At 67.3% G+C, this 24960-nt stretch carries 28 protein-coding genes; 8 read left to right on the forward strand and 20 right to left on the reverse strand.

Features of this window, described 5'->3' with window-relative positions:
• Window positions 1-7: 7 nt before the first annotated feature.
• The 10 genes from G8O29_RS00390 to G8O29_RS00435 all read right to left on the reverse strand — a co-directional run bounded on the left by G8O29_RS00390 (window position 8) and on the right by G8O29_RS00435 (window position 9948).
• The gene (locus tag G8O29_RS00390) at window positions 8-1321 is read right to left on the reverse strand and encodes a 3-deoxy-D-manno-octulosonic acid transferase (protein ID WP_166401255.1); all 1314 of its coding nucleotides are present in this window, start codon (window positions 1319-1321) and stop codon (window positions 8-10) included.
• Window positions 1318-2565 carry a 3-deoxy-D-manno-octulosonic acid transferase gene (locus G8O29_RS00395; protein ID WP_166401256.1) on the reverse strand — a complete coding sequence of 416 codons (1248 nt, stop codon included), beginning with the start codon at window positions 2563-2565 and terminating at the stop codon, window positions 1318-1320. Before G8O29_RS00395 ends, G8O29_RS00390 begins: the two co-directional genes overlap by 4 nt.
• On the reverse strand, window positions 2558-3673 hold the full coding sequence (gene neuC, locus G8O29_RS00400) for a UDP-N-acetylglucosamine 2-epimerase (protein ID WP_166401257.1): 1116 nt from the start codon (window positions 3671-3673) through the stop codon (window positions 2558-2560). Before neuC ends, G8O29_RS00395 begins: the two co-directional genes overlap by 8 nt.
• Window positions 3670-4407 (reverse strand): FkbM family methyltransferase, encoded by a 738-nt coding sequence (locus tag G8O29_RS00405; protein WP_166401258.1) that lies wholly within the window; start codon window positions 4405-4407, stop codon window positions 3670-3672. The genes neuC and G8O29_RS00405 overlap by 4 nt, the downstream gene beginning before the upstream one ends.
• Window positions 4404-5534, reverse strand: a complete 1131-nt coding sequence (locus G8O29_RS00410; protein ID WP_166401259.1) for a rhamnan synthesis F family protein — start codon at window positions 5532-5534, stop codon at window positions 4404-4406. Before G8O29_RS00410 ends, G8O29_RS00405 begins: the two co-directional genes overlap by 4 nt.
• On the reverse strand, window positions 5531-6622 hold the full coding sequence (locus G8O29_RS00415; protein WP_166401260.1) for a capsular polysaccharide export protein, LipB/KpsS family: 1092 nt from the start codon (window positions 6620-6622) through the stop codon (window positions 5531-5533). The genes G8O29_RS00410 and G8O29_RS00415 overlap by 4 nt, the downstream gene beginning before the upstream one ends.
• 29 nt (window positions 6623-6651) lie before the next feature.
• Window positions 6652-7680 carry an N-acetylneuraminate synthase family protein gene (locus G8O29_RS00420; RefSeq protein WP_166401261.1) on the reverse strand — a complete coding sequence of 343 codons (1029 nt, stop codon included), beginning with the start codon at window positions 7678-7680 and terminating at the stop codon, window positions 6652-6654.
• 74 nt (window positions 7681-7754) lie between these two features.
• Window positions 7755-8297: an RNA 2',3'-cyclic phosphodiesterase gene (gene thpR / locus G8O29_RS00425; RefSeq protein ID WP_166401262.1), complete on the reverse strand. Its 543-nt coding sequence runs from the start codon at window positions 8295-8297 to the stop codon at window positions 7755-7757.
• Window positions 8294-9436, reverse strand: a complete 1143-nt coding sequence (locus G8O29_RS00430; protein WP_166401263.1) for an acetoin utilization protein AcuC — start codon at window positions 9434-9436, stop codon at window positions 8294-8296. Before G8O29_RS00430 ends, thpR begins: the two co-directional genes overlap by 4 nt.
• Window positions 9433-9948, reverse strand: coding sequence for a glutathione peroxidase (locus G8O29_RS00435; RefSeq protein ID WP_166401264.1), 516 nt, complete (start codon window positions 9946-9948; stop codon window positions 9433-9435). Before G8O29_RS00435 ends, G8O29_RS00430 begins: the two co-directional genes overlap by 4 nt.
• A gap of 166 nt (window positions 9949-10114) precedes the next feature.
• Here G8O29_RS00435 and G8O29_RS00440 point away from each other — a divergent pair, with 166 nt between their 5' ends.
• Window positions 10115-10651, forward strand: coding sequence for an NUDIX hydrolase (locus G8O29_RS00440; protein WP_166401265.1), 537 nt, complete (start codon window positions 10115-10117; stop codon window positions 10649-10651).
• A 54-nt stretch (window positions 10652-10705) separates the two neighbouring features.
• Entirely contained in the window at window positions 10706-11155 is a 450-nt protein-coding gene (locus tag G8O29_RS00445) for a DUF1178 family protein (RefSeq protein ID WP_166401266.1), read from the forward strand.
• A 282-nt stretch (window positions 11156-11437) separates the two neighbouring features.
• Here the strand turns inward: G8O29_RS00445 and G8O29_RS00450 are convergent, their stop codons facing one another.
• Window positions 11438-11935: a MarR family winged helix-turn-helix transcriptional regulator gene (locus G8O29_RS00450; protein ID WP_166401267.1), complete on the reverse strand. Its 498-nt coding sequence runs from the start codon at window positions 11933-11935 to the stop codon at window positions 11438-11440.
• Between the two features lie 77 nt (window positions 11936-12012).
• Window positions 12013-12288: an FAD assembly factor SdhE gene (locus G8O29_RS00455; protein ID WP_166401268.1), complete on the reverse strand. Its 276-nt coding sequence runs from the start codon at window positions 12286-12288 to the stop codon at window positions 12013-12015.
• A gap of 83 nt (window positions 12289-12371) precedes the next feature.
• Between G8O29_RS00455 and G8O29_RS00460 the strand changes: the two genes are divergently transcribed.
• Entirely contained in the window at window positions 12372-13574 is a 1203-nt protein-coding gene (locus G8O29_RS00460) for a pyridoxal phosphate-dependent aminotransferase (protein ID WP_166401269.1), read from the forward strand.
• Window positions 13575-13667: 93 nt separating this feature from the next.
• The gene (locus G8O29_RS00465; protein ID WP_166401270.1) at window positions 13668-14075 is read left to right on the forward strand and encodes a hypothetical protein; all 408 of its coding nucleotides are present in this window, start codon (window positions 13668-13670) and stop codon (window positions 14073-14075) included.
• 74 nt (window positions 14076-14149) lie between these two features.
• Here G8O29_RS00465 and G8O29_RS00470 read toward each other — a convergent pair whose 3' ends face one another.
• Window positions 14150-14473: a 2Fe-2S iron-sulfur cluster-binding protein gene (locus G8O29_RS00470; RefSeq protein ID WP_166401271.1), complete on the reverse strand. Its 324-nt coding sequence runs from the start codon at window positions 14471-14473 to the stop codon at window positions 14150-14152.
• 107 nt (window positions 14474-14580) lie between these two features.
• Between G8O29_RS00470 and G8O29_RS00475 the strand changes: the two genes are divergently transcribed.
• Complete coding sequence (locus tag G8O29_RS00475) at window positions 14581-14982, forward strand: OB-fold nucleic acid binding domain-containing protein (protein ID WP_166401272.1); 402 nt, start codon at window positions 14581-14583, stop codon at window positions 14980-14982.
• Between the two features lie 96 nt (window positions 14983-15078).
• Here the strand turns inward: G8O29_RS00475 and G8O29_RS00480 are convergent, their stop codons facing one another.
• From G8O29_RS00480 to G8O29_RS00510, 7 genes are all read right to left on the reverse strand, one after another.
• Window positions 15079-16533: a DegQ family serine endoprotease gene (locus G8O29_RS00480; RefSeq protein ID WP_166401629.1), complete on the reverse strand. Its 1455-nt coding sequence runs from the start codon at window positions 16531-16533 to the stop codon at window positions 15079-15081.
• A gap of 156 nt (window positions 16534-16689) precedes the next feature.
• The gene (locus tag G8O29_RS00485; protein ID WP_166401273.1) at window positions 16690-16878 is read right to left on the reverse strand and encodes a DUF2065 family protein; all 189 of its coding nucleotides are present in this window, start codon (window positions 16876-16878) and stop codon (window positions 16690-16692) included.
• A complete protein-coding gene (hflC, locus tag G8O29_RS00490; RefSeq protein ID WP_437440787.1) occupies window positions 16875-17792 on the reverse strand; it encodes a protease modulator HflC in 918 nt (305 codons plus the stop codon). Before hflC ends, G8O29_RS00485 begins: the two co-directional genes overlap by 4 nt.
• On the reverse strand, window positions 17792-18973 hold the full coding sequence (gene hflK / locus G8O29_RS00495) for an FtsH protease activity modulator HflK (RefSeq protein WP_166401274.1): 1182 nt from the start codon (window positions 18971-18973) through the stop codon (window positions 17792-17794). The genes hflC and hflK overlap by 1 nt, the downstream gene beginning before the upstream one ends.
• Window positions 18974-19048: 75 nt before the next feature.
• Complete coding sequence (gor, locus tag G8O29_RS00500) at window positions 19049-20407, reverse strand: glutathione-disulfide reductase (RefSeq protein ID WP_166401275.1); 1359 nt, start codon at window positions 20405-20407, stop codon at window positions 19049-19051.
• Between the two features lie 100 nt (window positions 20408-20507).
• Window positions 20508-21293, reverse strand: coding sequence for a ribose-5-phosphate isomerase RpiA (gene rpiA / locus G8O29_RS00505; RefSeq protein WP_166401276.1), 786 nt, complete (start codon window positions 21291-21293; stop codon window positions 20508-20510).
• Between the two features lie 100 nt (window positions 21294-21393).
• The gene (locus G8O29_RS00510; protein WP_166401277.1) at window positions 21394-21933 is read right to left on the reverse strand and encodes an EF-hand domain-containing protein; all 540 of its coding nucleotides are present in this window, start codon (window positions 21931-21933) and stop codon (window positions 21394-21396) included.
• A gap of 164 nt (window positions 21934-22097) precedes the next feature.
• Between G8O29_RS00510 and G8O29_RS00515 the strand changes: the two genes are divergently transcribed.
• The 3 genes from G8O29_RS00515 to G8O29_RS00525 are packed head-to-tail and all read left to right on the forward strand — an operon-like array spanning window position 22098 to window position 24819.
• Complete coding sequence (locus G8O29_RS00515; RefSeq protein WP_166401278.1) at window positions 22098-22778, forward strand: glutathione S-transferase family protein; 681 nt, start codon at window positions 22098-22100, stop codon at window positions 22776-22778.
• Window positions 22775-23440 (forward strand): glutathione S-transferase family protein, encoded by a 666-nt coding sequence (locus tag G8O29_RS00520; RefSeq protein WP_166401279.1) that lies wholly within the window; start codon window positions 22775-22777, stop codon window positions 23438-23440. The genes G8O29_RS00515 and G8O29_RS00520 overlap by 4 nt, the downstream gene beginning before the upstream one ends.
• A complete protein-coding gene (locus G8O29_RS00525) occupies window positions 23440-24819 on the forward strand; it encodes an L-serine ammonia-lyase (RefSeq protein ID WP_166401280.1) in 1380 nt (459 codons plus the stop codon). The genes G8O29_RS00520 and G8O29_RS00525 overlap by 1 nt, the downstream gene beginning before the upstream one ends.
• Window positions 24820-24960 lie beyond the last annotated feature (141 nt).

The raw sequence follows: 24960 nt of genomic DNA on the forward strand, positions 1-24960 counted from the left end.
GATCGGGTCAAGGGAAAGCCGGCTGGTTCTTGCCTGTCAGCCCGGAGTCAGGATCCGACAGCAGCGGCTCCAATGCCGCCAGTGTCCTCCGGGTCGCACCCGAATGAGCCGCCATGAAGGCGCTGATCGCTTCGGGATCGGGATCAGGCCAGGCCAGCACATCCTGCACCAGTCGGTCAGCGGTCGTCTGATGGCAGACACCGGCCGCGATGGCCTCGACCGCCGGGTATTCGATGGTCTGGATCTGCGGACCGACAAGGACGGGCTTCCGCAGGGCCAGCGGCTCGATGATGTTGTGGCTGCCCTTCGGCTGGAAGCCGCCCCCCACCACCACGCGGTCCGCCAAGCCCAGGTAGAAATACATCTCGCCCAGCGAATCGCAGAGCAGCACATCCATCGGCGCCTGCGAGCGCGGCGCGAAGCTGTGGTCGAAGCGGGTGCTGCGGCGGTCGAAGAGGACGCCCTTCGCCGCCAGCGCCCGCGCCACGGCGTCGAACCGTTCCGGCGCGCGCGGGATGAACAGGATGACGGGCGGGGTGCGGACCGACAGGATCTCTTGTGCGGCGGCGATGAACAGCGCTTCCTCGGGCTCGGTCACCGAGGCGAAGGCGATCACCCGGCGCGGACCGAGGGTCGGGCGCAGGCGGCCGGCGGCCTTCAGATGCTCGGCCGGGATCGGCTGGTCGAAGCGCAGTTCACCCGTAACGGTGAGGTTCGGGACGCCCACCGCAGCGAGGCGCTGCGCCTGAAGCCCGGACTTGACCAATGCCCCGGTGCAAAGCCGCATCAGGGCCGGGCGGATGCCAAGACGGGCATCGCGCGCCATGGAATCCGAGGGATATTGCGCGTTGCAGAGATAAAGCGGCACGCCCGCCCGGCGCGCGGAAAGGATCATGCGCGGCCAGATCTCGATTTCCATGACCAGGCCCAGTTTCGGGCGGAAAGCATCGAAGAACCCGGCGTAAGCCCATGAGGTTTCAAGGGGAACCCAGACCGGGGTCAGCCGGCCGGCGGCGATGTCGGCGGCGAAGACCCGGTCGGCCTCGCGCCGGCCTGCGGGGGTGAAATGGGTGGTCACCACCCTTTCGCCCCGATCAAGCAGCGCGCGGATCAGCGGCACGGCAGAGCGCAGTTCGCCCAGGCTGACCGCGTGAACCCAGACCGCCCCGGGGGACTGTTCGGCATGGCGGCCGAAGCGTTCGCCGATGTGGCGGGCATACAGCGGATCCTTCCGCCCGCGCCACCAGAGATAGGCCAGGACCACGGGCAGCCCGAGATGCCAGAGCGCCGACCAGAGCCTGAGAAAGACCCAGAGCCTCATCCCAGCCCCCCCAGCACCAGAAGCTCGCGCGCCAGGGGCGCGAGGCTGTCCCGCGCGGCCTGCGACAGCGCATGCGCCCGGGCGGCGCGGTCGGCATGGTCGGCCAGCAGGGCGGGCCCGAGCGTTTCGGCCCCGATCTCCAGCGCCGCCTCCGCCTCGTCCAGCCGGGCGAAGTCGGCGGCGAAATGCGCCACCCGGGGCCCGTGCAGGATGGCAGAGCCCAGTGCGGCCGGCTCCCAGGGGTTGTGGCCTTCGGTCGCCCCGAAGGTGCCGCCGATCAGGGTCACGGGGCAGAGCCGGTACCACAGGCCCATCTCGCCCAGGGTATCGGCAATCCAGACCTCGCCCGAAGGCCCCTCGCCCGCGCTGCGCCGCGTCGCGCGCAGGCCAAGCCCGGCCGCCATCGCGGCAATGTCGCCCCCCCGCGCCGGCTCGCGCGGCGCGATCAGCAACAAGGGCCGGTCCGCCATGCCGCGCAGCACCGTCAGGGCCACCGCCTCGTCCTCGGGATGCGAGGAGGCGAGGAGAACCCTTGGCCGGCCGGACAACATCTGCCGAAGCGTCCCCATCGCGTCGGGGTCGGCAGACAGCGGCGGGGCAGCGGCCTTCAGCGATCCCGTCACTTGGACCTCGGGCGCCCCAAGCTGCCGCAGGTGCCGGGCCGTCGTCTCGTCCTGCGCGGCGATCAGGCGGAAGCGGGCGAGCATATCGCGAAAAGGGCCGCGCAGTCGGCGGCGGCGGGCGAAGGCGGCCGCGTTCATCCGGGCGTTCACCAGCGCCAGCGGGATGCCCCGTGCCGCGGTCGCGACGACGGCACCCGGCCAGAGATCCTGTTCGGCCCAGACCGAAAGCGCGGGCCGCCAGTGATCAAGGAACCGCCGCAGATAGCCGGGCGCGTCCAGCGGCAGGAACTGGTGCCGCGTGCGGGGCGGCAGGTTCGCGGCCATGACCTCGGCCGATCCGCGTGTGGTCGAGGTGACGAGGAACTCGGCTCCCGGTGCCTGATCCGCCATGGCCGCGATCAGGCCGCGCAGGGCCAGCGTCTCGCCCAGGCCCACGGCATGCAGCCAGACCAGCGGTCCTTCGGGGCGTGGCAGGCCGGGTTCGCCCAGCTTCTCGCGCCAGCGGTCGGTCAGTTCCTTGCCGCGCACCAGTCGGCGGCGCAGGAGGGACGGTGCCGCCAGCGGGATGAGATGGCTTGCCGCAAGATAGGCGCGCAGGCCGGGGCCGGTCGGATCAGTCACGGAAGGCCTTTTGCAGATCGCGCTGCCAGAATTCGGGGCGGGCCAGCGCCTCGACAAAGCGCCCGGCAGCCGTGCCCTGGCCGAAGCCCTGGTGCGGTGCGTCCCGTCGGCCCCAATGGCCGGCCAGGAAGTCCAGGATCACCGCGCGGTCGCTGGCCTTGCAGGCGATGACCGAGGGTGCCTCGGCCCGGTTGGTCTGGCGCGTGCCGACATCCAGCGACGGCAGGCCCAGGAACGGCGCCTCGCGCACGCCGGCGCTGGAATTGCCCACCATGCAGGCCGCGTTCTTCATCAGTTCGGAAAAATGCGCGAACCGCATCGAGGGCAGCACCCGGAACCGGTCCTTCGGCAGGCGGTCGAGCACGGCGAAGATCTCGGCCGAGCCGGGGTCGTTATTCGGGGCGATCACCACGAAGTTGCGCCCCGAGGCTTCCAGGGCGCCGAAAAGGTCGGCGGCCTGCGCACCGATGGAATCCTGTTCAGACGTCACCGGATGAAAGACCGCTATCCCATAGTCGGAGAAGGGAATTTCGTAGCGACTGCGCACTTCGTCAATCGTCACGCCCGAGGGCCGCGCGTGGAAGTCGAGTTCCGGCGAGCCGATGATGTGGATCGTCTCTTCCGGTTCCCCCAGCGCCATCACCCGCCGTGCCGCCGCCTCGGACGACACGAAGTGACAGGCGCACAGCTTGGTGCAGCAGTGCCGGAACACCTCGTCGATGGTGCCCGAGACCTCGCCGCCCTCGACATGGGCCGAGCGGATGTAGTTCGTCGCCGCCACCAGCGAGGCCGCCAGCGCCTCGATCCGGTCGCCGTGGATCACGATCAGGTCGGGGCGGTTTTCGGTGACATAGTCGGAAAAGCCCATGACTGTCTTGGCCAGGATCACATCCTGCGGATCGCCGGGGCGCTGATTGAGGAATTCATGCACCCCCACCCCGGAGAGCCGCCGCACTTCGTTCACCGTCAGGCCGTAGCGATCAAGCAGGTGCATCCCGGTGACGAAGAAGGTGACCCGGTGCCCGGCATCGCGGGCGGCGATGGCCAGGGGTTCCAGCTTGCCGAAATCGGCGCGGGTGCCGGTGAGGAAGAGGAGGTGGCGGGTCATGCGGAAGCTTCAACTTTCCGACTGACCGTCTCGAATGCGACAACCGTTCCAGAACACAGTTCGATGCGCGGATACAGCCCAGACGCCGCGAGTGAAGCGTAGATTGCGGCTTCAGAAACCCTGCCGATCACTGACGGGTGAAGCTCCAAGATAACGGCACGTAAGCCAGTCAGGTCCAATCCGGGGAAAAGCTCTGCCTCGCCGCCCTCAATGTCGCAGAGCAGCACATCCGGTCGGAAGTCCATGAGCACATCCTCAATGCGGTGCTCGGCCACCTTTATCGACCTTTGATCGCTATCACTGTTTGGCAACAGCGAACTGACTGCAAAGGACTTCTTCAGGTAGAAGTCGCGCATGCCGGCAGTACTGGTACGAGTGAGCACGGCATTGTTCACTTGCACATTGGAAATGCCGTTCAGCCGGTGCAGTTCGGCGATTACCGGGATCATGACGGGGTTGGCTTCGTAACTGATGACCTGAAGTTGTGGATGCGCCAGCGCGGCAAGGCCTGACACAATACCCATCCCGGTACCAAGTTCCAGCAGCCGGTCGGTCGGTCGCAGAAGTCCGAAAAGCGCCTCTATCTCGGGCAACTCATAGGTGCCACGATAGACCGCCTTCCAGACCCCACGCGAGACATGCGTGCCATTTGTAGAGACTTTCAGACCACGAAAGTTCAGCGGCGAGAGAAACTTGCGAAGCGGGTAAGTGACTGAGGCGAGAGGATTCTTCATCTGCGTCCTTCACCTTTCTGGATGTACTTGCGCACGGAGTTCTCCATCTCTAACCGCACCTCAGGAGCCAGAGGTGGCAAGTCGCCTGCGGCAACAGCACGCAGATAGGCCTTTCGCATCTCGTGATGCAATGACAAGCCAAGCAGCCCCGCCGATCCGGTGGACTTTTTCACGAAGTCCATGCCCAGCAGGCAGTCGCAGGGATAAATGAATACAGCGTTGAAACGGCGGCGGCGCGCGGCCCGGTCCAGATGCGCCAGTGCGCGGCTTTTCCAGTTCTCGCTGGGCTGGAACCCCGCCAGAAGGGCATCGCGCTCCTCGGCATGTTCGGGTTCGACGTAGGACGCGTAGTCGAGCGTCTTCCGTAGTACCTCGACCGATTGCTCAGCCATCGTCCCTAAGAACCGCTCCAATGAGAAGAGCCCCTCAGCCCTCGCTCCAGCCGCCTGCATTTCGGCGGTGAACTGCCGTTCGCCCCGCCGAATCGCATTCTGTTTCGCGTTCGAGCATCGGTACTGCGACCAGAACTGGCGGAATGCATGATTTTCCAGACAACCACGGTTGATGAGGTACAGGTAGGACTCCAGATGTCCGCGCCGTTTTCCTGCCGGACCATGCATCGTCCCGCCCACCAGATCAGCGTCGACTTCTTCCAGTCTTCGCAAGAGTGTCGAGTCCGCGCGCTGCGGCATCCAGACGCTGTCGTTCAGGATCATCAGCCTGTCAGGCCGCACGCCCCAGGCCTCCAGCAAGAGCACACCGTCGCGGTACCCGCCGAAGTCGTAGCCGAAGTTCGGTCGTTCGAAGAGCCGCCAGCACGATGCCTCAAGCGCCGGACGGTCCACGTTGGGAATCGGGCTGTTTGCGACCACAAGCGGCGCGTAGCCGTTGGCCACCAGCCAGCGCAGCGTTACCAGAATGGAGGGGGCGATGCGGTTCGGCTGGTAGATAAGGAAGATGGCGACCTTGCCGGTGAATGGCACCCCCAGTTCAACTGGGACTGGCCGAGCAGCTCGCCAGCGGTCGTGGCGGCGTTGAAGGAAGGGTTCGTAAAGACTGCCAGTCATCGCGGCAAGGCGATCTTTCGCTCGCACCAGCTCGCGGCGCAGTTTCCAGCGCGGGATCATGGCCACGCCTTCTCCAGTCGAGCCATAATTTTGTCCGATCGCGCGGGATCGCTGTTGTCCGTCGCAATATAGTATTCGCCAAGCAGAAAGTTGAGGAACGCCGCCCGCGCAGCAGGATCGAACCCCAGTCCTGGCGCTTCTGCAAATTTGCGGGCAATGGCGGAAGGGTCGGCTGCGATCTCGGCGACTCCGGGGATAGCCCAGAAGCACTGGCCGCATGCGATGACTGGACGGTCGAAGAACATGGACTCCAAGCCTACCGACGAATTGACTGTGATGACACCCGCTGACCGCGCCACCAAGTCGAAAGTGTCACTGTCATTGTCCAGCACGACACGCGCGCCCCGGACCAGATGTGCAAAGGATTTCTCGGCGGACGGGTGTTCCTTGATCCGAAGATGCCAACCTTCGGGAAGCGCATCAGCCGCACTCACCAGGGCAGCAATGAAGTCGGGCACAGTGCGAAAGGCACCGCCAAAGAGGCGCAGCTGGGAATCGCCCGGAACCTGAAGAGGCGCAAAAAGGAAAGGTCCTGTCAGGCCTTCAGCCCTGCTCGCCGTGTTATGCGCAACAGCGGGACGCAGAGGCTTGCGCTGACGAATGCGCGCACGCTCGGCTTTCCAGGTATCGGGCGCGATACCGCTGCGGGCTGCCCAGTCCAAATAGGGCCGGATTTCTCGTGGCAGCGAATTGGCGAAGTTTACCCCCCGTGGATCACAAGTCACCCGGTCGCGAAAGGGTGCCAGCTCGAAGAACAATGTGCGGACGCCTGCATCACGCGCAGCTTCTGCAAAGGCGCGCCGTGTCCCGTTCAGCCCGTTCCAAACCACCGCGACCGCCTCCGGTCGCTTTTCCAGCAGGGCACGGGTGCCATTGTATTGCCAGGAATAAATTCGGCGCTGCATCCAGCCGCCCAACCCCGACTTCGGTAGGCGAACTGCGGCCTTGGCAGCAAGTTCGGCCCTAGCGAACGTTTCAGGATAGCGATGCACTGAGATTGGCGGCAGGCGCAGCCATTTCAGCTTACCGACGGGTTCCAGAACCTCTGCTATGAGCCGCCGCTTTTCCTTGCGCGGATCAAGGATCACGAACTCTGGCCGGCTCCCGCCTGCACCTCTCACCCCAGATCCCCCCATTTCAGCTGCGTGTTCCGCGTCACCGCGCGCTTCAGCCGCTTGCCCACCACCTTGTCGAAATCATAGGCCGCGATCTCGCCACTGCCGGGGCGCCGGGCCCAGATGTCCATCTCGCCGATCACATGGCCTTCGGGCAGGTCGCGGTCGGCGACCACGGACCCACGGGCAAAGCGATAGACGTCCTCCTCTGGCGCGGACCGCTGTTTGGGGTTGTTCGCCGCGATCCAGATCTCCTTCGACCGGTCGATCAGGAAGCGCAGTTCCGCCGGGTCCATCGAGTTGATGATGTCGGGCCCCTTGCGATAGCGCGTGTCGGTGTAGTGCCGTTCCAGGATGCAGGCCCCCAGCGCCACCGAGGCCAAGGCCATTTCCGGCCCGATGGAGTGGTCCGAGAACCCCACCACCGCCTTCGGGAACGCCTCGCGCAGTTCCGTCACCCCGCGCAAGCTGACGATCTCGGCCGGGCTGGGATAGAGGTTGGTGCATTCCAGCAGCGCATAGTCGATCCCGGCCTGATCGAGGATCTCCACGCTGGCGCGAATCGTCTCGATGGTCTGCATCCCCGTGGACAGGATCACGGGCTTGCCCTTCCGCGCGATGTGGCGGATCAGGGGCAGGTTGTCCGCCTCGCCCGAGCCGATCTTGTAGGCCGGCACGTCCAGCGTTTCCAGGAAATCCGCCGCCGCCCGGCTGAACGGGGTGGAGATCCAGATCATCCCCAGACTTTCGGTATGGCGCTTCAGCTCGGCCTCTTCGTCCCGGCTGAGGGCGCAGCGCTCCATCACATGCCAGATCGAGACATCGGCGTTCGGCGGAAAGATCGACTTCGCCTCCTCGGTCATCTCGTCTTCGATGATGTGGGTCTGGTGCTTGATCATCTCGCAGCCCGCGCCTGCGGCCAGGCGCACCATCTCTTTCGCCACGGCAAGGTCGCCGCCGTGGTTGATGCCGATCTCGGCGATGACAAGCGGGGGGTGGCCGGGGCCGATCTCGCGGTGGGCGATCTTCATGGGGGTCTCCATCGTTGCCGCCCGTGGTGCGTCAGCCCGCCGCGCCTGTCAAGACGACCAGGGCAACGGGCGGCTCAGCCCAGCGGATAGCGGACCAGCACCTCGTACTGCGGACCGCGCGTGGTCAGATGGCTGCGCCAGAGGGTCAGCTCGGTCACCTCCCAGGGCTCGCTGCGGAACCCTGCGCCCATTGCGACCGCCCGCTCCAGGCGAGCGATGTCGGCGGGGTCCATCGCGGGCAGCCGTCCCAGCGTGACATGCGGCACGAACTTGCGCGCGTCGATCGGGCACCCGGCGCGGCGCGCGATGGTTTCGACCTTGGCTTGCAGATGGGTCAGCGGAGCCGAAGGCGCGACACCGGCCCAGACCGTGTGCGGCCTGGCCTTGCCGAACAGCCCCAGCCCCTGCAAAGACAGGGTGAACCGCCTTTCGCGCAGGGCGTCGAACCCCTCGTGCGCGGCGTCCAGCACCGGCTCGGGACATTCGCCCAGAAACACCAGCGTCAGATGCAGGTTCTGCGCTTCGACCTTGCGCGGCAGCGGCATCAGCACCTGTTGCACCTGCAACGCCCCGCGCACGGCCTGCGGCAGGTCGATGCCCAGAAAGGCCCGGATCATCGCCGCGCCAGCACCGCCAGCCGGTCCCGGATCTCCTCCCGCACCGGCCCTTCGCGCGGCGCGTCCAGCAGCGTCGTCCACATCTCGGGCTGGGGCACCGGTCGGCCGCCCCCGCCCCAGCCCAGCCCCCGCAGCACCGCCTGCGCGGCCTCCGGGAGGCGGTCCGGCAGCTCGCGTCCCGCTATCAGCCCCCAGATCGCCGTCCAGAGCCTGCCGACCGACCACGGATTGTAGCCGCCCCCGCCCAGCACCAGCACGCGCGGCGCCAGGGGCAGCAGCGACCGCACCGCCTCCAGATAGGCGCGGTTCGACAGGGCCAGTCGCGACAGCGGGTCCTCGCGCAGGCTGTCCGCCCCGCATTGCAGCACCAGCGCCTCGGGGCGGAACTCGGCCACCCGCGGCAGGATCAACCCGTGCAGCACGGCCCGCGCCTCGCTGTCGTTGTAACCCCTGGGAACCGGCAGGTTGAAGGCGCTGCCGCCTGCCCGATCCTCCAGCGCGCCGGTAAAGGGCCAACGCCCCTCTTCGTGGACCGAGATCATCCGCACCCCCGGATCAGCGGCAAAGGCCAGCTCCACCCCGTCGCAATGATGCGCGTCAAGATCGACATAGACGATGCGGGACAGGCCAGCGCCTTGCAGAACCTTGATGCCCAGCACCACGTCGTTGAGGTAGCAGAACCCGTTCGCCCGCCCCGGAAGCCCGTGATGCGTGCCCCCGCCCGGCACATGGATCATACCGGGCGTCCGGGCCAGCAGTTCGGCCGCCAGCATCGCCCCGCCCGCCCCGGTGGCGGGGCGGCGATAGACCTCGGGGAAGACGGGGTTCGACAGGGTGCCGAGGTGAAAGCGGTCGCGCATCTCGGGCGAGGCCGCGCCCAGGGTTTCGGCCTCTTGCAGCGCCGCGACATAGGCCGGCTCGTGCCAGAGCGCCAGCGCGGCCGGCTTGGCGCGCGGACTGCTGCGGAACCGTTCGGGCGGCAGCCAGCCCAGGGCGCGGGCAAGGTCCATCACGGTAGAGACGCGCGGGATCCGCAACGGATGCGCCTGGCCATAGGACGAGCGGCGATAGATGTCCGACCCGATGAACAGCGGGCCTGCCCCCGGCCCGGCCAGGACGGGCGGCGGCGCCACGATCATCGGAGCAGTTTCTCGATCCGTCCGGCGATGGCGGCGCTTTCCGGCGCGACCGGGGCGCCGAAGGTGGCCACGACCTTTCCATCGGGGCCGATCAGCGCCTTGTTGAAGTTCCAGCGCGGCACGAAGCCGGTCTCCTTGCGCAGCCAGACATAGAACGGATGCGCCGCCGCGCCCCTGACATGGGTGATCTCGGTCATCGGCAGGGTCAGATCGAAGGTCAGGGCGCAATATTCCTTGACGGCTGCCTCGTCGGCAAGCTCCTGGTTGAAGTCATCCGAGGGCACGGCCAGGATCAGGGCCCGGTCTCCGAACCGCTCGTGCAGCGCCTGAAGCCCTTCGAACTGGCCGGCATAGCCGCAAAGCGAGGCCGTGTTGACCACCAGGACCGGCTTGCCCCGCCAGTCGCCAAGGTCGATCACCCCGCCGTCGATCGAAGCGAAGCGGAAGCTTTCGCCCGCGAAAGCCGGGGACAGGGTGATCCAGGCCAGAAGGCAGAAGATGAGCCTTATCATGTCGCCTCCTTTCGCGGCATCTTGCGCCGGGAGAGATAATTCGGGTCCGCCGCGCGTCAAATAATCCCGAAAGCACTGTGATTTCGTCCCCGGTCATGCCATATTTGAAAGGTAAACATCGAGCAGCGGCCAGCGCCGGTGAACGGGCGGTCAGGTGGATGTCGGAATGAGTTGGCAAGAAAAGTTCGGGGCGCAGGGCGCCGGATCGGGGCATGCAAAAGTGCAGTATGGGGCCTTGTGCTGGCGTGAGGGCAGCGAAGGGATCGAGGTGCTGCTGATCACCAGCCGGAACACGGGACGCTGGGTGATCCCGAAAGGCTGGCCGATGCCCGGGCTTGCGCCCGAAGCTGCCGCCGCGCAGGAGGCCTGGGAGGAAGCCGGGGTCGATGGCCGGATCAGCCCGCTCTGCCTGGGGCGCTTCGGCTATCAGAAGCTGCTGGGCGCAGACGCCTCGGTGCCCTGCGCCGTCGCGGTCTACGGAATGAAGGTGTTCCGGCTGGCCGACAGCTTTCCCGAAGCGAAGGAACGCCGGCGCCAGTGGTTCCCGGCGGCAGAGGCGGCGGCACTGGTAAACGAACCCGAACTGGCAAGGATCATCGCTGGCTTCACGCCGCCCGAGGACGGACGTCCCGCGCCGATCGCGGCCGAGGAGGGCGCGGACTGGGGACCGAAGCGCAAACGTGACGGGCGCCGCCGGCATTGAACTTTCTGCCGGACTGATTAGCTAGTGGTTTCGCCAGAAACAGGCGGGCGCGGGATGATCCGATACAGTCTTCGATGCAGGAACGACCACGGCTTTGACAGCTGGTTCAAGGGGGCCGACGCCTTCGCCGCGCTGCAAGCGGCGGGACAGATCGCCTGCCCGGTCTGCGGGTCGACCGAGGTGCGCAAGGACCTGATGGCACCGGCCGTGCGGCCTGCCCGCAAGGCCCACGGTGCCGGCCTGCGTGAGGGCGATGGTCGTCCCGATCTGACCGCCCCGGCATCCGAACTGGAAGAGAAGCTGGCCGCGCTGCGCCGGCAGATCGAGGAGAACTCGGAATATGTCGGCATGAACTTCGCGGCCGAGGCCCGCCGCATGCACGCCGGCGAAGCGCCGGGCCGGGCGATCCATGGCGAGGCCAGACCCGACGAGGCAAGGGCGCTGATCGAAGAGGGCCTGCCGGTCACCCCCCTGCCCTTCCTGCCCGCCCGCAAAGTGAACTGACCCGTCGACCTGCCTGTCCGCCTTTCCCCGGCCCGCGTCCTTCGGCGCGCGGGTTGCGGGCTGCGGCTGTCGGGCCTTCTCTGTCGGTCCTGCTCGGTCGGCCCTGCTCGATCGGCCCTCGCCTCGCGGCAGCAGGCGCGCGCCCGGACGGTCCGGTTTCCCGCCCCGATGCCGTTGCCAGCCCGGGCGCGGGTCATTGCGCTGTGGCGGGGTTTCGGGCCGCGCCCCGATGGCCAGTCGCGCCGCAAGCCCGGCCAGCCTCGGCCGCCGTCGGACCCTGGCCTAGTAGATGTAGCGGATCTGTTCGGTCCAGAACCGCTCCATCCGCTTCAGCGCCATGTTGATCTCATCCATCCCCGAGGCGTCGATCAGCGCGCGCCGCTCGATGCCTTCCGCATGGCGGGCAAACAGCTCGGCCAGCACCGCCCGCACCTGGCGGCCCTTCTCGGTCAACCGGACCCGCACGGAGCGGCGGTCGATTTCAGAGCGCTGGTGATGCATGTAGCCCAGTTCCACCAGCTTCTTCAGGTTGTAGCTGACATTCGAGCCCTGATAGTAGCCGCGCGACTTCAACTCGCCCGCCGTGACCTCGTTGTCGCCGATGTTGAACAGCAGCAGGGCCTGGACCGAATTGATCTCAAGCATGCCCAGACGTTCGAATTCATCCTTGATCACGTCCAGAAGCAGCCGGTGCAGCCGTTCGACCAGGGCCAGGTTGTCAAGATAGCAGGACAGGAAGGCCTTCTGCGACCCATCCAGCACCGGGGCATAGATTGTCATACCGTTTCTCCACCGTTCGCACAGCGACAGATTCGGCACAAACCGCAAACATTCAGTAAACTTGCCGAGAACCTTGGTCAGTTTCCTGCCTTGAGCCGCGTTTCGGCGAAAGCCGCGATCCGGGCCAGGAGCCCGGCCAGCGCCGGCGGGGCGGCGGACTGGCCGAGGATCCAGGACATCAGGTCCTGGTCGTTCTCGGCCAGAAGCGCGTCGTAAAGGTCAAGATCGGCGGCGGAGAGCCCGGCCAGATGCGCATCCGCAAAGGGGCCGAGCACGAGGTCCATTTCCTTGGTGCCGCGCCGCCAGGACCGCATCCGCATTCGTTTCAGGCGCGCTTCGGCCGTCTCGTCCATCTGGTTTCCGTTCCTGCTTGAACCCTGTCGGGCCGCAGCCTAAGTCACGCCGGATCGAAACTCCACCACCGAAAGGCGCGGCCATGGCCTTCCTCTCCGACACCCTGGCGCGGGTCAAGCCCTCGCCCACCATCGCCGTTACCACGAAGGCGCAACAGCTGAAGGCGGAGGGCCGCGACGTGATCGGCCTGGGTGCCGGAGAGCCGGATTTCGACACGCCCGAACATATCCGCGAGGCTGCCAAGCGCGCGATCGACGCGGGCAAGACCCGCTACACGGCTGTGGACGGCATCCCGGAGCTGAAGGCCGCGATCTGTGCCAAGTTCCTGCGCGAGAACGGGCTGACCTACACGCCCGCCCAGATTTCCGTCGGCACCGGCGGCAAGCAGATCCTCTACAACGCGCTGATGGCGACCTTGAACCCCGGCGACGAGGTCATCATCCCCGCACCCTACTGGGTCAGCTACCCGGACATGGTGCTTCTGGCCGGGGGGACGCCCGTCCCCGTGGTCGCGGGCATCGAGACCGCCTTCAAGCTGACGCCGGAACAGCTGGAGGCCGCGATCACGCCAAGGACCAAGTGGTTCATCTTCAACTCGCCGTCCAACCCCACGGGCGCGGGCTATACGCGCGCCGAGTTGAAGGCGCTGACCGATGTCCTGATGCGCCACCCGCATGTCTGGGTGATGTCGGACGACATGTACGAACATCTCGTCTTCGACGATTTCGAATTCTGCACCCCCGCCGAGGTGGAGCCGGGCCTTTACGACCGCACGCTGACCTGCAACGGCGTCAGCAAGGCCTATGCGATGACCGGCTGGCGGATCGGCTATTGCGGCGGCCCGGTGGCGCTGATCAAGGCGATGGGCACGATCCAGTCGCAATCGACCTCGAACCCCTGTTCGGTCAGCCAGTGGGCCGCGCTGGAGGCCCTGTCGGGCCCGCAGGAGTTTCTGGCCGACTGGCGGCGGGTGTTCCAGTGCCGGCGCGATCTGGTGGTCGGCATGCTGAACCAGGCCCCGGGCATCCGCTGCCCGAAGCCCGAGGGCGCCTTCTACGTCTATCCCGACATCTCGGGCCTCATCGGCAAGGCGACGCCCGCGGGCACGGTGATCTCCAATGACGAGGTCTTCGCAACCGCCCTGCTGGAGGAAACCGGGGTGGCCGTGGTGTTCGGCGCGGCCTTCGGCGTCTCGCCGAACTTCCGGGTCAGCTATGCCACCAGCGATGCGGTGCTGCGCGAGGCCTGCGCGCGCATCCAGGCCTTCTGCGCCGCGCTGGTCTGATGTCAGGGTTGACGATTCTGCTTGGCTCGGGAAGGAATGGCATCCTGCACGCCGGGGTTGTCCCGACGTGTTTGACATAGGCATTTCGCAACAATGACCGCTGATCTTCCCGATTACTACTTCCGGGTGCGCGAAAACGGGGCGGTGGTCTTCCGCGTCGGGACCGAGAACCGGCAGCGCCGGATCGAGATGGTCGAAATCGCCACGGTCAACGTGAAGAACGGCAACATCAAGCCGCATGGCGAGGCCGAACTTACGGCGGCAGACCGGGCGGCGATCGGAGAGTGGCTTGCCGCGCGCCAGGCCCAGCTGGCGGCGCGCGAGGTGGATGACATCCTGCGCACGGTCGATCACCTGAACCTGACGACGCAATGGGCGCAATCGCGGGCGACGGATGCCCAGCTTGAGGCGGTCACGGATGCGCTGCTGCTGGCGATGCACGACCTGCGGTCGATGCTGGTGCGCCGCAAGGCGGACCGGCTGGGCAAGGCCACGGACTGAGGGCTCCTCGTTCGCTTTCGGCTTCTCGTCGCCGGAGGCCAGCGACGAGGGACGAAGTCACCGAGGAGCGGGCGTCAGATCTGCTTTTCCGGCATCTGCACCCGCAACCCGTCCAGTGCGTCGGTGACCTTGATCTGGCAGGTCAGACGCGAGCGGACAGGGTCGGGCTGCCAGGCGAAGTCCAGCATGTCGGATTCCATGTGGTCCTTCGGCGGCAGGCGGTCCACCCAGGCCGGATCGACATAGACATGGCAGGTCGAACAGGCGCAGGCGCCGCCGCAATCGGCCTCGATCCCCGGAATGCCGTTGTCGCGGGCGCCTTCCATTACCGTCAGGCCGTTCGCAACCTCCACAACATGCTCGCGGCCACCGTGTTCGACGTAAATGATCTTCGCCATGTCTCATGCCTCTCGGGATCGTCAGACGTGACATAGGCCAGTCCGGCCGGATTTGCCAGAGGTCTGCGGGTCTTGCCCTCTGCGGCGCATGTTCTATCATTGTTCTCATGACCCTCATGCACCCCACTGGCCCGCGTGGCGGATCCTGGCCGCGGCCGCCGAAGGCGCTGCAAGCCGCCCGGCTGGGCGAGCCGCCGGCAGGCGCTCGGGTCACCGTGGCGGGGCTGGTGCTGGTGCGGCAGCGGCCGGGCACGGCGAAGGGGGTGATCTTCGTCACGCTGGAGGACGAGACGGGAACGGCCAATGTCGTGGTCTGGGCCAGTGTCTATGAACGCTTTCGCCGCGCGGTGATCGCGGGGCGGCTGTTGCGGGTGACGGGCAGGCTCCAGCGCGAGGCGGGGGTGGTGCATGTGGTGGCCGAGGTGATCGAGGACCTGTCGTCGCTGCTCGACCGGCTTCTGGACCCGGGGTTCCGGCCCGACGGGGTGCGGGCGGGCGACCAGCCCTAGGCGCCGGTTTCCTGCGGAAACCGGACCGGAGCCTTTCAGGCTCCGATCCGGACTTCGCAGAAGTCCGCGCCCCCGCAGCCAGGCGGCCGGTCGCCCCTATTCGATCGACAGCGCCACGTAGCGCGCGTCGCCACCGCGCCGCAGGAGCAGCAGGACCGACTTCCGTCCGCCGTCCCTGGCCTCCTTGATCCGGTCCTCCAGATCCTGAAGGCGCGCGACGGCCTGCTGCCCGACCTTGGTGATCAGGTCTCCCTCCATCAGCCCCTTGGTCGAGGCCTCGGAGGTCGGATCCACCTTCAGGATCACCAGACCCTGGGCCGAAGCCTCAAGCCCCAGCCGCGCCCGCGCCTCGTCATCCAGCGGCGCCAAGGTCAGGCCGAGCGTCTCCATCTGCTTCGGGCCGGCATCGGCGGGCGCCGAGGCAGGCGTCGCCGTCGCCTCGGCCTCTTCGCGGCGGCCAAGCGTGACCTGAAGCGTCTCGGTCTTGCCCTCGCGCAGCACGATCACCGGCACCGCCTCGCCGATCGGCGCATCGGCGACCCGGCGGGTCAGGTCGCCGGCATCCGCCACCTCCTGCCCGGCAAAGCGGGTGATGACGTCACCTGCGCGGATGCCGGCCTCCTTGGCCGGGCCGTCCGGCACATCGGCCACCAGCGCGCCGGCGGCTGCGTCCAGACCCAGCGACTCGGCAATCTCGGGCGAGACATCCTGGATCCTGACCCCAAGCCAGCCGCGCCGGGTGGTGCCGAACTGCTTCAGCTGGTCCACCACCTTCGCCACCACGTTCGACGACATCGAGAAGCCGATGCCGATCGAGCCGCCGTTTGGGCTGAGGATCGCCGTGTTCACCCCGATCACCTGCCCGTCCATGTTGAACAGAGGCCCGCCCGAGTTGCCCCGGTTGATCGCCGCGTCGGTCTGGATGTAGTCGTCGTAGGACCCTTGCAATACGCGGCCGCGGGCCGAGACGATGCCGGCGCTGACCGAGAAGCCCTGGCCCAGCGGGTTGCCCATCGCCATCACCCAGTCACCCACCCGCATGAGGTCGGAATTGCCGAAACTGACGAATTCCAGCGGCTTGTCGCTGTCCACCTTCAGCAGCGCGATGTCGGTCTTGGGATCGGTGCCGACCAGTTTCGCCTTGAGCTTCTTGCCCGAGAAGAACTCGATGGTGATGTCGTCAGCGTTCTCGATGACGTGGTTGTTCGTCACGATGTAGCCGTCCTCGCTGATGACAAAGCCTGAGCCGAGCGCCTCGGACCGCTGCGGGCCGCGCTGGCCGGGGCCGTTGAAGTCGCGGAAGAGGTCCTCGAGCGGGCTGCCTTCCGGCACGATCGGGCGATTGTTGGCCGGGCCGGCGATCATCGCGCTGGTGGTGATGTTCACCACGGCCGGGCTGATCTTCTGCACCAGTTCGGCAAAGCTTTCCGGCGCGCCGAAGGCCTGCACCTCGCTGGCGGGGGCAAGGCTGAGGCCGAAGCCCAGGACCAGCGCCAGAAGCGTGCTGGACCGCAGGGCCGAGCGGATGGAAGGGGTGAGATCGGGCACGATGCGAACTCCTGTTCATCGGATCTGGCGGGAGGGAGGGTGTTGACAGACCCTCGCCCGGCGCTGCTGACAAGACAGTTAGGCAAGGAGGTTCGCAATGCAAACCCCGTCGCGTTGTTTCAAAGGGATGTGAACGCAGATTTCACGAACATCGGCGCGTCAGGCCGGTTTCACCAGCCAGATCACCAGAACGCCGAGCGCAAGGGCAACCAGGCCAAGCATGCGCCGCCGCTCTGGCGGCAGCGATGCGATCAGATGGAGCGCGTCCTCGACACGCCGAGGGGCCAGTGCAAGCACCAGCCCCTCGACCGCCAGCACCAGACCCAGTGCCAGAAGGATTTCGCTCACGGCGCGGCGGGGGCCGGCACTGTGGTCGGACCGACCGACGCCCCGCTGGCCCGGCCTGCATCGGACCGGAGGTAATCGAAGAACTCGCTGTCGGGCTGCATCACGATCGAGGAGTTGCCCCCCTTCAGACTGGCCTCGTAGGCCGAAAGCGACCGGATGAAGGCGAAGAACTCCGGGTCCTGGCCATAGGCCGCGGCGAGGATGCCGTTCCGTTCGGCATCGGCCTCGCCGCGGATCACCTCGGCCTGGCGCCGGGCGTCCGAGGTCAGCTCGACCACCGTCCGGTCCGCGGCCGCCCGCACCCGTTGCGCGGCCTCGCCGCCGCGGGCGCGTTCGTCCGCCGCCTCACGGTCGCGTTCGGCGCGCATCCGGGCGAAGGTCGCCTCAAGGTTCTGTTCCGGCAGGTCGGTGCGGGTCAGGCGCACGTCGATCACGTCGATCCCCAGCGCCGCCCCCTCGCGCTTGGCGATGGTCAGAATCTGGTTCATCAGTCCCACGCGGTCCTGCGACAGGACCTGATCCTGCGTCGTGTTGCCCAGCACTTCCGGGATGGCCTGGCTGAGAATGTTGCCCAGAAGCTGCTGCGCCCGGTCCTCGCCGCCGGTGCCGACCGACTGGCGGAACTCCACCAGGTTGACGATGCGCCAGCGCGCGAAGGCATCCACCACCAGACGGCGGTCGGATAGAAGCGTGACCTCGATCGGCTGGGTCTGGAGCCCGAGGATACGATCCTCGTACAGCACGACATCCTGAAGCAGCGGGATCTTGAAGCCAAGGCCCGCGTCCTCTTTCACCTGGACGACCTGGCCGAATTGCAGCACCAGCGCCTTCTTGCGTTCGTCCACGATGAAAAGCGAGGACAGCACCAGCACCAGAAGCACGACAAGCGCGCCAAGAAGATAGACCGCACGCATCAGTTCGATCCTCCGGTTGCAGCCGCACCCTGCGCGGCGTTTCCGCGACCGAGCTCGTTCAGCGGCAGGAAGGGCACCACGCCCTGACCGCCACCCTCGCCCCCGGCCACGCCGTCGAGGATCACCTTGTTCATGCCACCAAACACCCGTTCCATGGTTTCCAGGTAAAGCCGCCGGCGGGTCACCTCGGGCGCCTTCACATATTCGTTGTAGACAGAAAGGAACCGCGCCGCTTCACCCTGGGCCGAGTTCACTGCCTCGGCCCGGTAGGCTTCGGCGGCTTCCAGAAGCCGTGCCACCTCACCGCGTGCGCCCGCAGTCACCTGGTTGGCATAGGCATCGGCTTCCTTTTCCAGCCGGTCGCGTTCCTGTTGCGCGGCCTGCACGGCGCGGAAGGCGTCGATCACCTCGCGCGGGGGCTGGGCCACCTGAAGGTTGACGCGGATCACAGTCATCCCGGAATTGTAGCTGTCCAGCGTGGCCTGCACCGCCTTGCGCAGATCCGAGGCGATCACGCCGCGGTCCCGGTTAAGGATCGGCGAAAGCTCGGACCGCGCGATGATGTCGCGCATGGCACTTTCGCTGACCGCGCGGATCGTCGCCTCGGGGTCGGCGAGGTTGAACAGATATTTCTCGGGGTCCGAGATGTTCCACACCACCTGGAAGCCGATGTCCACGATGTTCTGGTCGCGGGTCAGCATCAGCCCCGAATCTTTGCGGCCCGGTCCGGTGCCGATCTCGGTGGTGCGCTCGCCCGTCACCTGAACCTTCTCGTAGGTCACGATCGGCCAGGGTGCGAAGTTCAGGCCCGGATCCCCGACGCCGGCGCTTTCACCAAGGAAAAGCTCGACCGAACGCTCTTCCGGACGGACGGTGTAGAAGGACATGAAGGACCAGACCGCGATCAGGGCCAGAACGCCAAGGCCGATGCCTTGCCTGGTGAACAGCGGGCCGTCATCGCCGCCGCCGGGACCCCCGGTGCCGCGGCTGCCGCGCCCGCCCATCAGCACGCGCAGCTGTTCCTGCCCCTTCTTCATCAGCTGGTCGATCTCGGGGATCTGTCCCCCGCCCGCGCCAGGCCGGACGCCGCGACGGTCGCCGTCGTCGCCGTTCCCTCTTCCCCCTCGGTCGTCCCCGCCCGAGCCGCCACCGCCGCCCCAGGGACCGCCACTTCCTGCCATAGAACCGAACCTCTTCTTTCCGTTATCCCTAAGCTGGTCATATCCAGCCGGAAATCAACCCATCCCGACCCGATCTCAGCCGATGCGCACCGGTTTTCGCATCGTCACCAGTTCCTCGGCCATGGTCGGATGCACGGCACAGGTGGCGTCGAAATCCTCTTTCGTCGCCCCCATCCGGATGGCGATGGCCGCAAGCTGGATCATCTCGCCGGCCTCGGGTGCGACGATATGGCAGCCCAGAACCCTGCGCGTGGCCTGAGAGACGATCAGCTTCATCAGCACGCGGTCGGGCTTGCCGGCAAAGGCCGTCCGCATCGGCCGGAAGGCGGTGGCATAGACCTCGACCGGTTCCTGCGCGCGGGCGGCTTCCTCGGACAGACCCACGCTGCCCAGTTCGGGCCGGGTGAAGACGGCCGAGGCGACAAGCTGATGGTCGAAGGCGGTGGGCCTTGCGCCGAAGACCGTGTCGGCGAAGGCATGGCCCTCTCGGATCGCGACGGGGGTCAGGTTGATCCGGTCGGTCACATCGCCCACCGCATAGACCGAAGGCACAACGGTCTGGCTGTAGGCGTCCACCGGAATCTCGCCGTTGCGCCCCAGGGTGATCCCGAGCGCCTCAAGCCCCAGGCCCGCACTGTTGGGCCGCCGCCCGGTGGCATAGAGCACCAGGTCGAACACCTCCTCGCTGCCGTCGGTGGCCACGGCGCGGATGCCGCTGCCGGTCCTTTCCAGCCGCATCACATCGGTGCCGCAGCGGATATCGATGCCTTGCGCCTGCATGGCGTTGGCCACATGGCCGCGCGCCTCGTCATCGAATCCGCGCAGGATCTGGGCGCCGCGGTAATACTGGCAGACCTCGCCCCCCAGTCCCTTGAGGATGCAGGCAAACTCTGACGCGACATAGCCGCCGCCCACCACCAGCGCGCGCCGGGGCAGCGCGGGCAGGTGGAAGATCTCGTTCGAGGTGATCGCCAGTTCGCGCCCCGGAATGTCGGGCACGAAGGGCCGGCCGCCGGTGGCGACAAGGATGTGCTTTGCCGAGAACTCGGCCCCCGAGGCCAGGCGGACGCGATGCGCATCCACGATCAGGGCGCGTTCGTCGTGGACGGTCACACCCGCCGAATTCAGGGTATTGCGATAGGCCGCTTCCAGCCGGTCAAGCTCGGCCTCCAGCCGCGTGCGGAACCGCGGCCAGTCCAGGCCGCCCGCCGTGACGTCCCAGCCATATTCCCGCGCCTCGGCAATGGCCTCGGGATAGGCCGAGGCGAATACCATCAGCTTCTTCGGCACGCAGCCGCGGATGACGCAGGTGCCGCCCATCCGGCTTTCCTCGGCCAGGCCGACCTTAGCGCCATACTCGCCCGCCGCGACGCGCGCCGCGCGCACCCCGCCAGAGCCGCCGCCGATGACGAAGAGATCGTAGTCGAAGGCCATTGCCGCCCCCCTTACCGTTGCCGCATGCCAGAGCTAAGCCGTCCTGCGACAGAGCGAAAGCCCCCGAAGGCCACTTTCCGTTTGCCGGATCTTCCTTGGGTCAGTCGAGGTCGGCAAAGATGTTGCGGCTTTCGGTGATGTCCACCGCACCGTTCTCGATCCGGCCCGAGTTGATGTCGCGCACCGTCACCCGCCCGTCGCCCTGCCCGATCACCACCACGTCGCAGATGTCGATGAACAGCCCGTTCTCGACCACGCCCGGGATCTGGTTCAGCACCAGCGCCAGCTGGCGCGGGTTGCCGATCCGTTTCAGGTTCAGGTCCAGCAGGAAATGCCCCTCGTCGGTGCGCAGGGGCGCATCACCCGCCATGCGCAGGCTGACCTCGCGGTTCAGCACGTCCAGGCTGTAAAGCGTTTCCTCGATCAGCGCCTTGGTGGTCTGCCAGCCGAAGGGGACCACCTCTACCGGCAAGGGAAAGGCGCCAAGCTGGGCCACTTCCTTGGCCGCATCGGCGATCACGATCATCCGGTCGCTGGCCGTAGCCACGATCTTTTCCTGGAGCAGCGCCGCGCCGCCGCCCTTGATGAGGTTTAGGTTCTGGTCGAACTCGTCCGCGCCGTCGATGGTCAGGTCCAGCCATTTCACATCGTCCAGCGAGACGACCTTCAGCCCGCAGGACCGCGCCAGGTCCACCGTGCGGGTCGAGGTGGCGACGCAGGTCACCTCCAGCCCGTCGTCCCGCACCCGTTCCGCCAGACAGCGCACCATCCAGGCCGCCGTCGAGCCGGTGCCCAGCCCCAGCTTCATCCCCGATTCGACGAAATCGACCGACCGCCGCGCGGCGACGAACTTGGCCTGGTCGATGGGTGACAATTCGGCAGCCATGGCGAAATCCCCTGTTGGTTGCTTCGCAATAGCGCAAAGACGGCCGCAGGGCGAGAGGGTTCAGACCGGTGCCGCTGCCGATCGGCCGGGGTGCAGGACGTCATGTCGCCTCGTCCGGCGGAATGATCGCGGCGGCAACCTCGTCCCGCGTCAGGGCGGCATCGCCGTTGCGGTCCAGCGACATCAGCGCCCGCAGCGCCTCTGCCTCCGCCTCGCCCAGCGCGCGCAGGGCCGCCGTCCGCCCAACCTCTGCCATCTCGACCGGGCTGATCCGCCCGTCGCCATCGCCATCTGCCGCGATGAACTGTCGTTCCATCCGGCCCCGCATCGCGGCGCTGGCCGCGCGCTGGCTGACCTTCAGCTCCGCGCGATCCAGCGCCCCGTCCCCGTCCAGGTCCATCGCCAGAAGGCGGCGCAAGGCCGATGCCCGCGCCCCGGCACGCTCCAGCGCGATATGGTCCTCGATCCCGGCTGCCGTCAGGCCCTGCGGCCCGCCGAACCCTGCGATCAGGTCGGTCACTTCGGCGACGAACCGGTCCGGGTCGCCCCCGACCCGCAGTTCGGCAAAGGAGTCCTGTGCCGAGGCGGCCCGCGCCAGCCCCATCGCCATCAGCACCGCCATCATCATCCGCCGCCGCATCCCGACCTCCCTCGCCTGTCACGGCGCAGTCTGACCCGATCAGGGTTGCCAGACGGTTAACGCCGGAGGCCCCCAAGCGTCGAATGATTGCAGAGGGTCGCTTTTTTCGCAGCGATGTGCCCAGATTTGCGCAAGCCTGCCTCTGCCGCCTACGGAAGCCGCCGATGTACACGCTGCACTACGCCCCGGACAATGCCTCTCTCATCATCCGCCTGGTGCTGGATGGCGCGGGCATCCCCTACCGGACGGCGCTGGTGGACCGAAGGACGCGGCAACAGGACGGCCCCGCCTATCGCGCGCTGAACCCGACCGGGCTGATCCCGACGCTGGAAACGCCGGTGGGCCCTATCTCGGAAACCGGTGCGATCCTGTTGTGGCTGACGGACACGCACAAGCTGGGGCCCGGCCCCGCCGACCCCGACCGCCCGGCCTTCCTGAAATGGCTGTTCTTCCTGTCGAACACCGCCCATGCCGACCTGCGCACGATCTTCTACCCGCACCAGTACGCCCCCGCCGACGCCCATGCCGCGCATCACGAGATCATGTCGGCCCGGATGCTGCGCCACTTCGGCCTGCTCGACAGCGCGGCCGGGACGCATCCGGCCCTTTTCGCCGCCGGGCGGCCGCTGGGCGTCTATGCCGTGGTCCTGACCCGCTGGGCCGCACTTTACCCGGTGGACGGCCCGCGCTGGCTGGACCTGGCCGACTACCCGACCCTCGCCGCACTGGCCCGTGCGCAAGAGGCGCGCGTCGAGACCCCGGTCGTCGCCCGCGCCGAGGGCCTCGGCCCCCATCCCTTCACCAACCCCGAACAGCCAAACCCGCCGGAAGGATCTGTCCTGTGACCCTGACCCTGCACCATGCGCCCGACTTCGCCTCGACCATCGTCCGCTTCGCACTGGAGGAGCTGGAGCTGCCGCATACCCTGGCCATCGTCGACATCGAGGGCGGCGCTCTGGCAAGCCCGGAATACCGCCGCGTGAACCCCGTCGGGCTGATCCCGGCGCTGGAAACCGACGACGGCCCGATGTTCGAGACGGCGGCGATCCTGTTGTGGCTGGTGGACCGGACCGGGCGCCTTGGCCCCGGCCCGACCGATCCCGACCGCGGGGCGTTCCTGTCCTGGCTCTTCTTCACCTCGAATGCGCTGCACCAGGCGGCGCTGGCGATGTTCTACCCGCACCGTCCGGCGGGCGAGGCGAACAGCGCCGCCGCCCAGGCCGCCGCGCAGGAACAGATCATCGCCCGGCTGGGCCTGATCGAGGCGATGCTGGCCGCCCAGGCGCCGCGCTGGCTGTCGCCCGATCATCCGGGCGTTCTGGGCTACTACATCGGCGTTCTGGTGCGCTGGCTGATCTTGCTGCCGCCCGCGCCCTACGGCATCCGCATCGACGATTTCCCGCATCTCAAGGCCGTCCTCGCCGCACATGAATCGCGCCCCGCCGCCCTGCGCGTCGCGGCGTCGGACGGCCTTGGCCCCACCCCTTTCACCAACCCGGGTTCCTGATGTTCCTGTCCGTCTTCGACATGTTCAAGGTGGGCATCGGCCCGTCGTCGTCCCACACCATGGGCCCGATGGTCGCCGCCGCGCGCTTCCTTCAAACGATGCGCGCCTCGCCCTTCCATTTCCACGGCCTGCGCGCCTCGCTGCACGGCTCGCTTGCCTTCACCGGGGTCGGGCATGCGACGGACCGGGCGACGATCCTCGGCCTCGCAGGCTTTGCGCCCGACACCTACGATGCGGAAAAGGCCGAGGCTACATTGGCCCGCATCAAGGAAACCCGCGTGATCGAGGCCCCGGGCCTTGGCACCCTTGCCTTTGACCCGACAAAGGACCTGACCTTCGACTACGGCCCCGCCCTGCCCGGCCACGCAAACGGCATGATCCTCAAGGCGACCGATGCCCAGGGCGACGTGATCCTTGAGGAAACCTACTACTCCATCGGCGGCGGCTTCGTGCTGACCGCGGGCGAACTGGCCGAGGCCGGGGGCGCGAAGGCCAAGGCCCGCGCCGATGTGCCCTACCCGTTCGAGACGGCGGCCGAAATGCTGGAGATGGCCAGGCGGTCGGGCCTGACCATCGCCCGGATGAAGCGCGCGAACGAGCTGACGTTCCGCTCTGCCACGGAGCTGGACCAGGGCATCAACCGCATCTGGCAGGTGATGAACGACTGCATCAACCGCGGCATGAAGGGCGAAGGCATCCTGCCCGGCGGCCTCAAGGTCCGCAGACGGGCCAAGGGCATCCACGATGCGCTTCTGGCCGAACGCGGGCTGAACCTGACCCCGCCGCACACGATCAACGACTGGATGTCGCTCTACGCGATGGCCGTGAACGAGGAAAACGCCGCCGGCGGCCAAGTCGTCACCGCACCAACGAACGGGGCCGCTGGCGTCGTCCCGGCGGTCCTGCGCTACTACCTCGACCACGTCCCGGGTGCCTCGACGGCCCGGGTGGGCGATTTCCTTCTGACCGCTGCGGCCATCGGCGGCCTGTGCAAGCACAACGCCTCGATCTCGGGCGCGGAATGCGGCTGCCAGGCCGAGGTGGGCAGCGCCGCCGCCATGGCCGCCGCAGGCCTCTGTGCCGTCCTGGGCGGGACCCCGGAACAGGTGGAAAACGCCGCCGAGATCGCGCTGGAGCACCACCTCGGCATGACCTGCGACCCGGTGAAGGGTCTGGTGCAGGTGCCCTGCATCGAACGGAACGGCCTCGGCGCGATCAAGGCGGTCTCCGCCGCCTCTCTTTCCCTGCGCGGTGACGGCCAGCACCTCGTCTCCCTCGACGTCTGCATCGAGACGATGCGCCAGACGGGCCGAGACATGCACGAGAAATACAAGGAAACCAGCCTCGGCGGCCTTGCCGTCAACGTCCCGAACTGCTGACCGAAGGGTGCCTCCGACGGGAGGATTCGGGGGCAGCGCCCCCATCGCCCGAGGAGGAGGCGCAGGCCGACGACGAGACGAAAGGCTTGCGCGTCAGCGCTCAATTTGAAACCCGCCCCGCAAGCGATGTCGCTTTCAGGC

This window comes from Rhodobacter calidifons (assembly GCF_011174775.1).
In the GTDB taxonomy this organism is placed as follows: Bacteria; Pseudomonadota; Alphaproteobacteria; order Rhodobacterales; family Rhodobacteraceae; genus Tabrizicola; species Tabrizicola calidifons.

Bases quoted from the DNA above. Each gene is read 5' to 3' on its own strand.
- G8O29_RS00390 (WP_166401255.1), bottom strand. From the start codon at position 1,321: ATGAGGCTCTGGGTCTTTCTCAGGCTCTGGTCGGCGCTCTGGCATCTC.
- neuC (WP_166401257.1), bottom strand. From the start codon at position 3,673: ATGACCCGCCACCTCCTCTTCCTCACCGGCACCCGCGCCGATTTCGGC.
- G8O29_RS00405 (WP_166401258.1), bottom strand. From the start codon at position 4,407: ATGAAGAATCCTCTCGCCTCAGTCACTTACCCGCTTCGCAAGTTTCTC.
- G8O29_RS00410 (WP_166401259.1), bottom strand. From the start codon at position 5,534: ATGATCCCGCGCTGGAAACTGCGCCGCGAGCTGGTGCGAGCGAAAGAT.
- G8O29_RS00420 (WP_166401261.1), bottom strand. From the start codon at position 7,680: ATGAAGATCGCCCACCGCGAGATCGGCCCCGGCCACCCCCCGCTTGTC.
- thpR (WP_166401262.1), bottom strand. From the start codon at position 8,297: ATGATCCGGGCCTTTCTGGGCATCGACCTGCCGCAGGCCGTGCGCGGG.
- G8O29_RS00430 (WP_166401263.1), bottom strand. From the start codon at position 9,436: ATGATCGTGGCGCCGCCGCCCGTCCTGGCCGGGCCGGGGGCAGGCCCG.
- G8O29_RS00435 (WP_166401264.1), bottom strand. From the start codon at position 9,948: ATGATAAGGCTCATCTTCTGCCTTCTGGCCTGGATCACCCTGTCCCCG.
- G8O29_RS00440 (WP_166401265.1), top strand. From the start codon at position 10,115: ATGAGTTGGCAAGAAAAGTTCGGGGCGCAGGGCGCCGGATCGGGGCAT.
- G8O29_RS00445 (WP_166401266.1), top strand. From the start codon at position 10,706: ATGATCCGATACAGTCTTCGATGCAGGAACGACCACGGCTTTGACAGC.
- G8O29_RS00450 (WP_166401267.1), bottom strand. From the start codon at position 11,935: ATGACAATCTATGCCCCGGTGCTGGATGGGTCGCAGAAGGCCTTCCTG.
- G8O29_RS00455 (WP_166401268.1), bottom strand. From the start codon at position 12,288: ATGGACGAGACGGCCGAAGCGCGCCTGAAACGAATGCGGATGCGGTCC.
- G8O29_RS00460 (WP_166401269.1), top strand. From the start codon at position 12,372: ATGGCCTTCCTCTCCGACACCCTGGCGCGGGTCAAGCCCTCGCCCACC.
- G8O29_RS00465 (WP_166401270.1), top strand. From the start codon at position 13,668: ATGACCGCTGATCTTCCCGATTACTACTTCCGGGTGCGCGAAAACGGG.
- G8O29_RS00470 (WP_166401271.1), bottom strand. From the start codon at position 14,473: ATGGCGAAGATCATTTACGTCGAACACGGTGGCCGCGAGCATGTTGTG.
- G8O29_RS00475 (WP_166401272.1), top strand. From the start codon at position 14,581: ATGACCCTCATGCACCCCACTGGCCCGCGTGGCGGATCCTGGCCGCGG.
- hflC (WP_437440787.1), bottom strand. From the start codon at position 17,792: ATGCGTGCGGTCTATCTTCTTGGCGCGCTTGTCGTGCTTCTGGTGCTG.
- hflK (WP_166401274.1), bottom strand. From the start codon at position 18,973: ATGGCAGGAAGTGGCGGTCCCTGGGGCGGCGGTGGCGGCTCGGGCGGG.
- gor (WP_166401275.1), bottom strand. From the start codon at position 20,407: ATGGCCTTCGACTACGATCTCTTCGTCATCGGCGGCGGCTCTGGCGGG.
- rpiA (WP_166401276.1), bottom strand. From the start codon at position 21,293: ATGGCTGCCGAATTGTCACCCATCGACCAGGCCAAGTTCGTCGCCGCG.
- G8O29_RS00510 (WP_166401277.1), bottom strand. From the start codon at position 21,933: ATGCGGCGGCGGATGATGATGGCGGTGCTGATGGCGATGGGGCTGGCG.
- G8O29_RS00515 (WP_166401278.1), top strand. From the start codon at position 22,098: ATGTACACGCTGCACTACGCCCCGGACAATGCCTCTCTCATCATCCGC.
- G8O29_RS00525 (WP_166401280.1), top strand. From the start codon at position 23,440: ATGTTCCTGTCCGTCTTCGACATGTTCAAGGTGGGCATCGGCCCGTCG.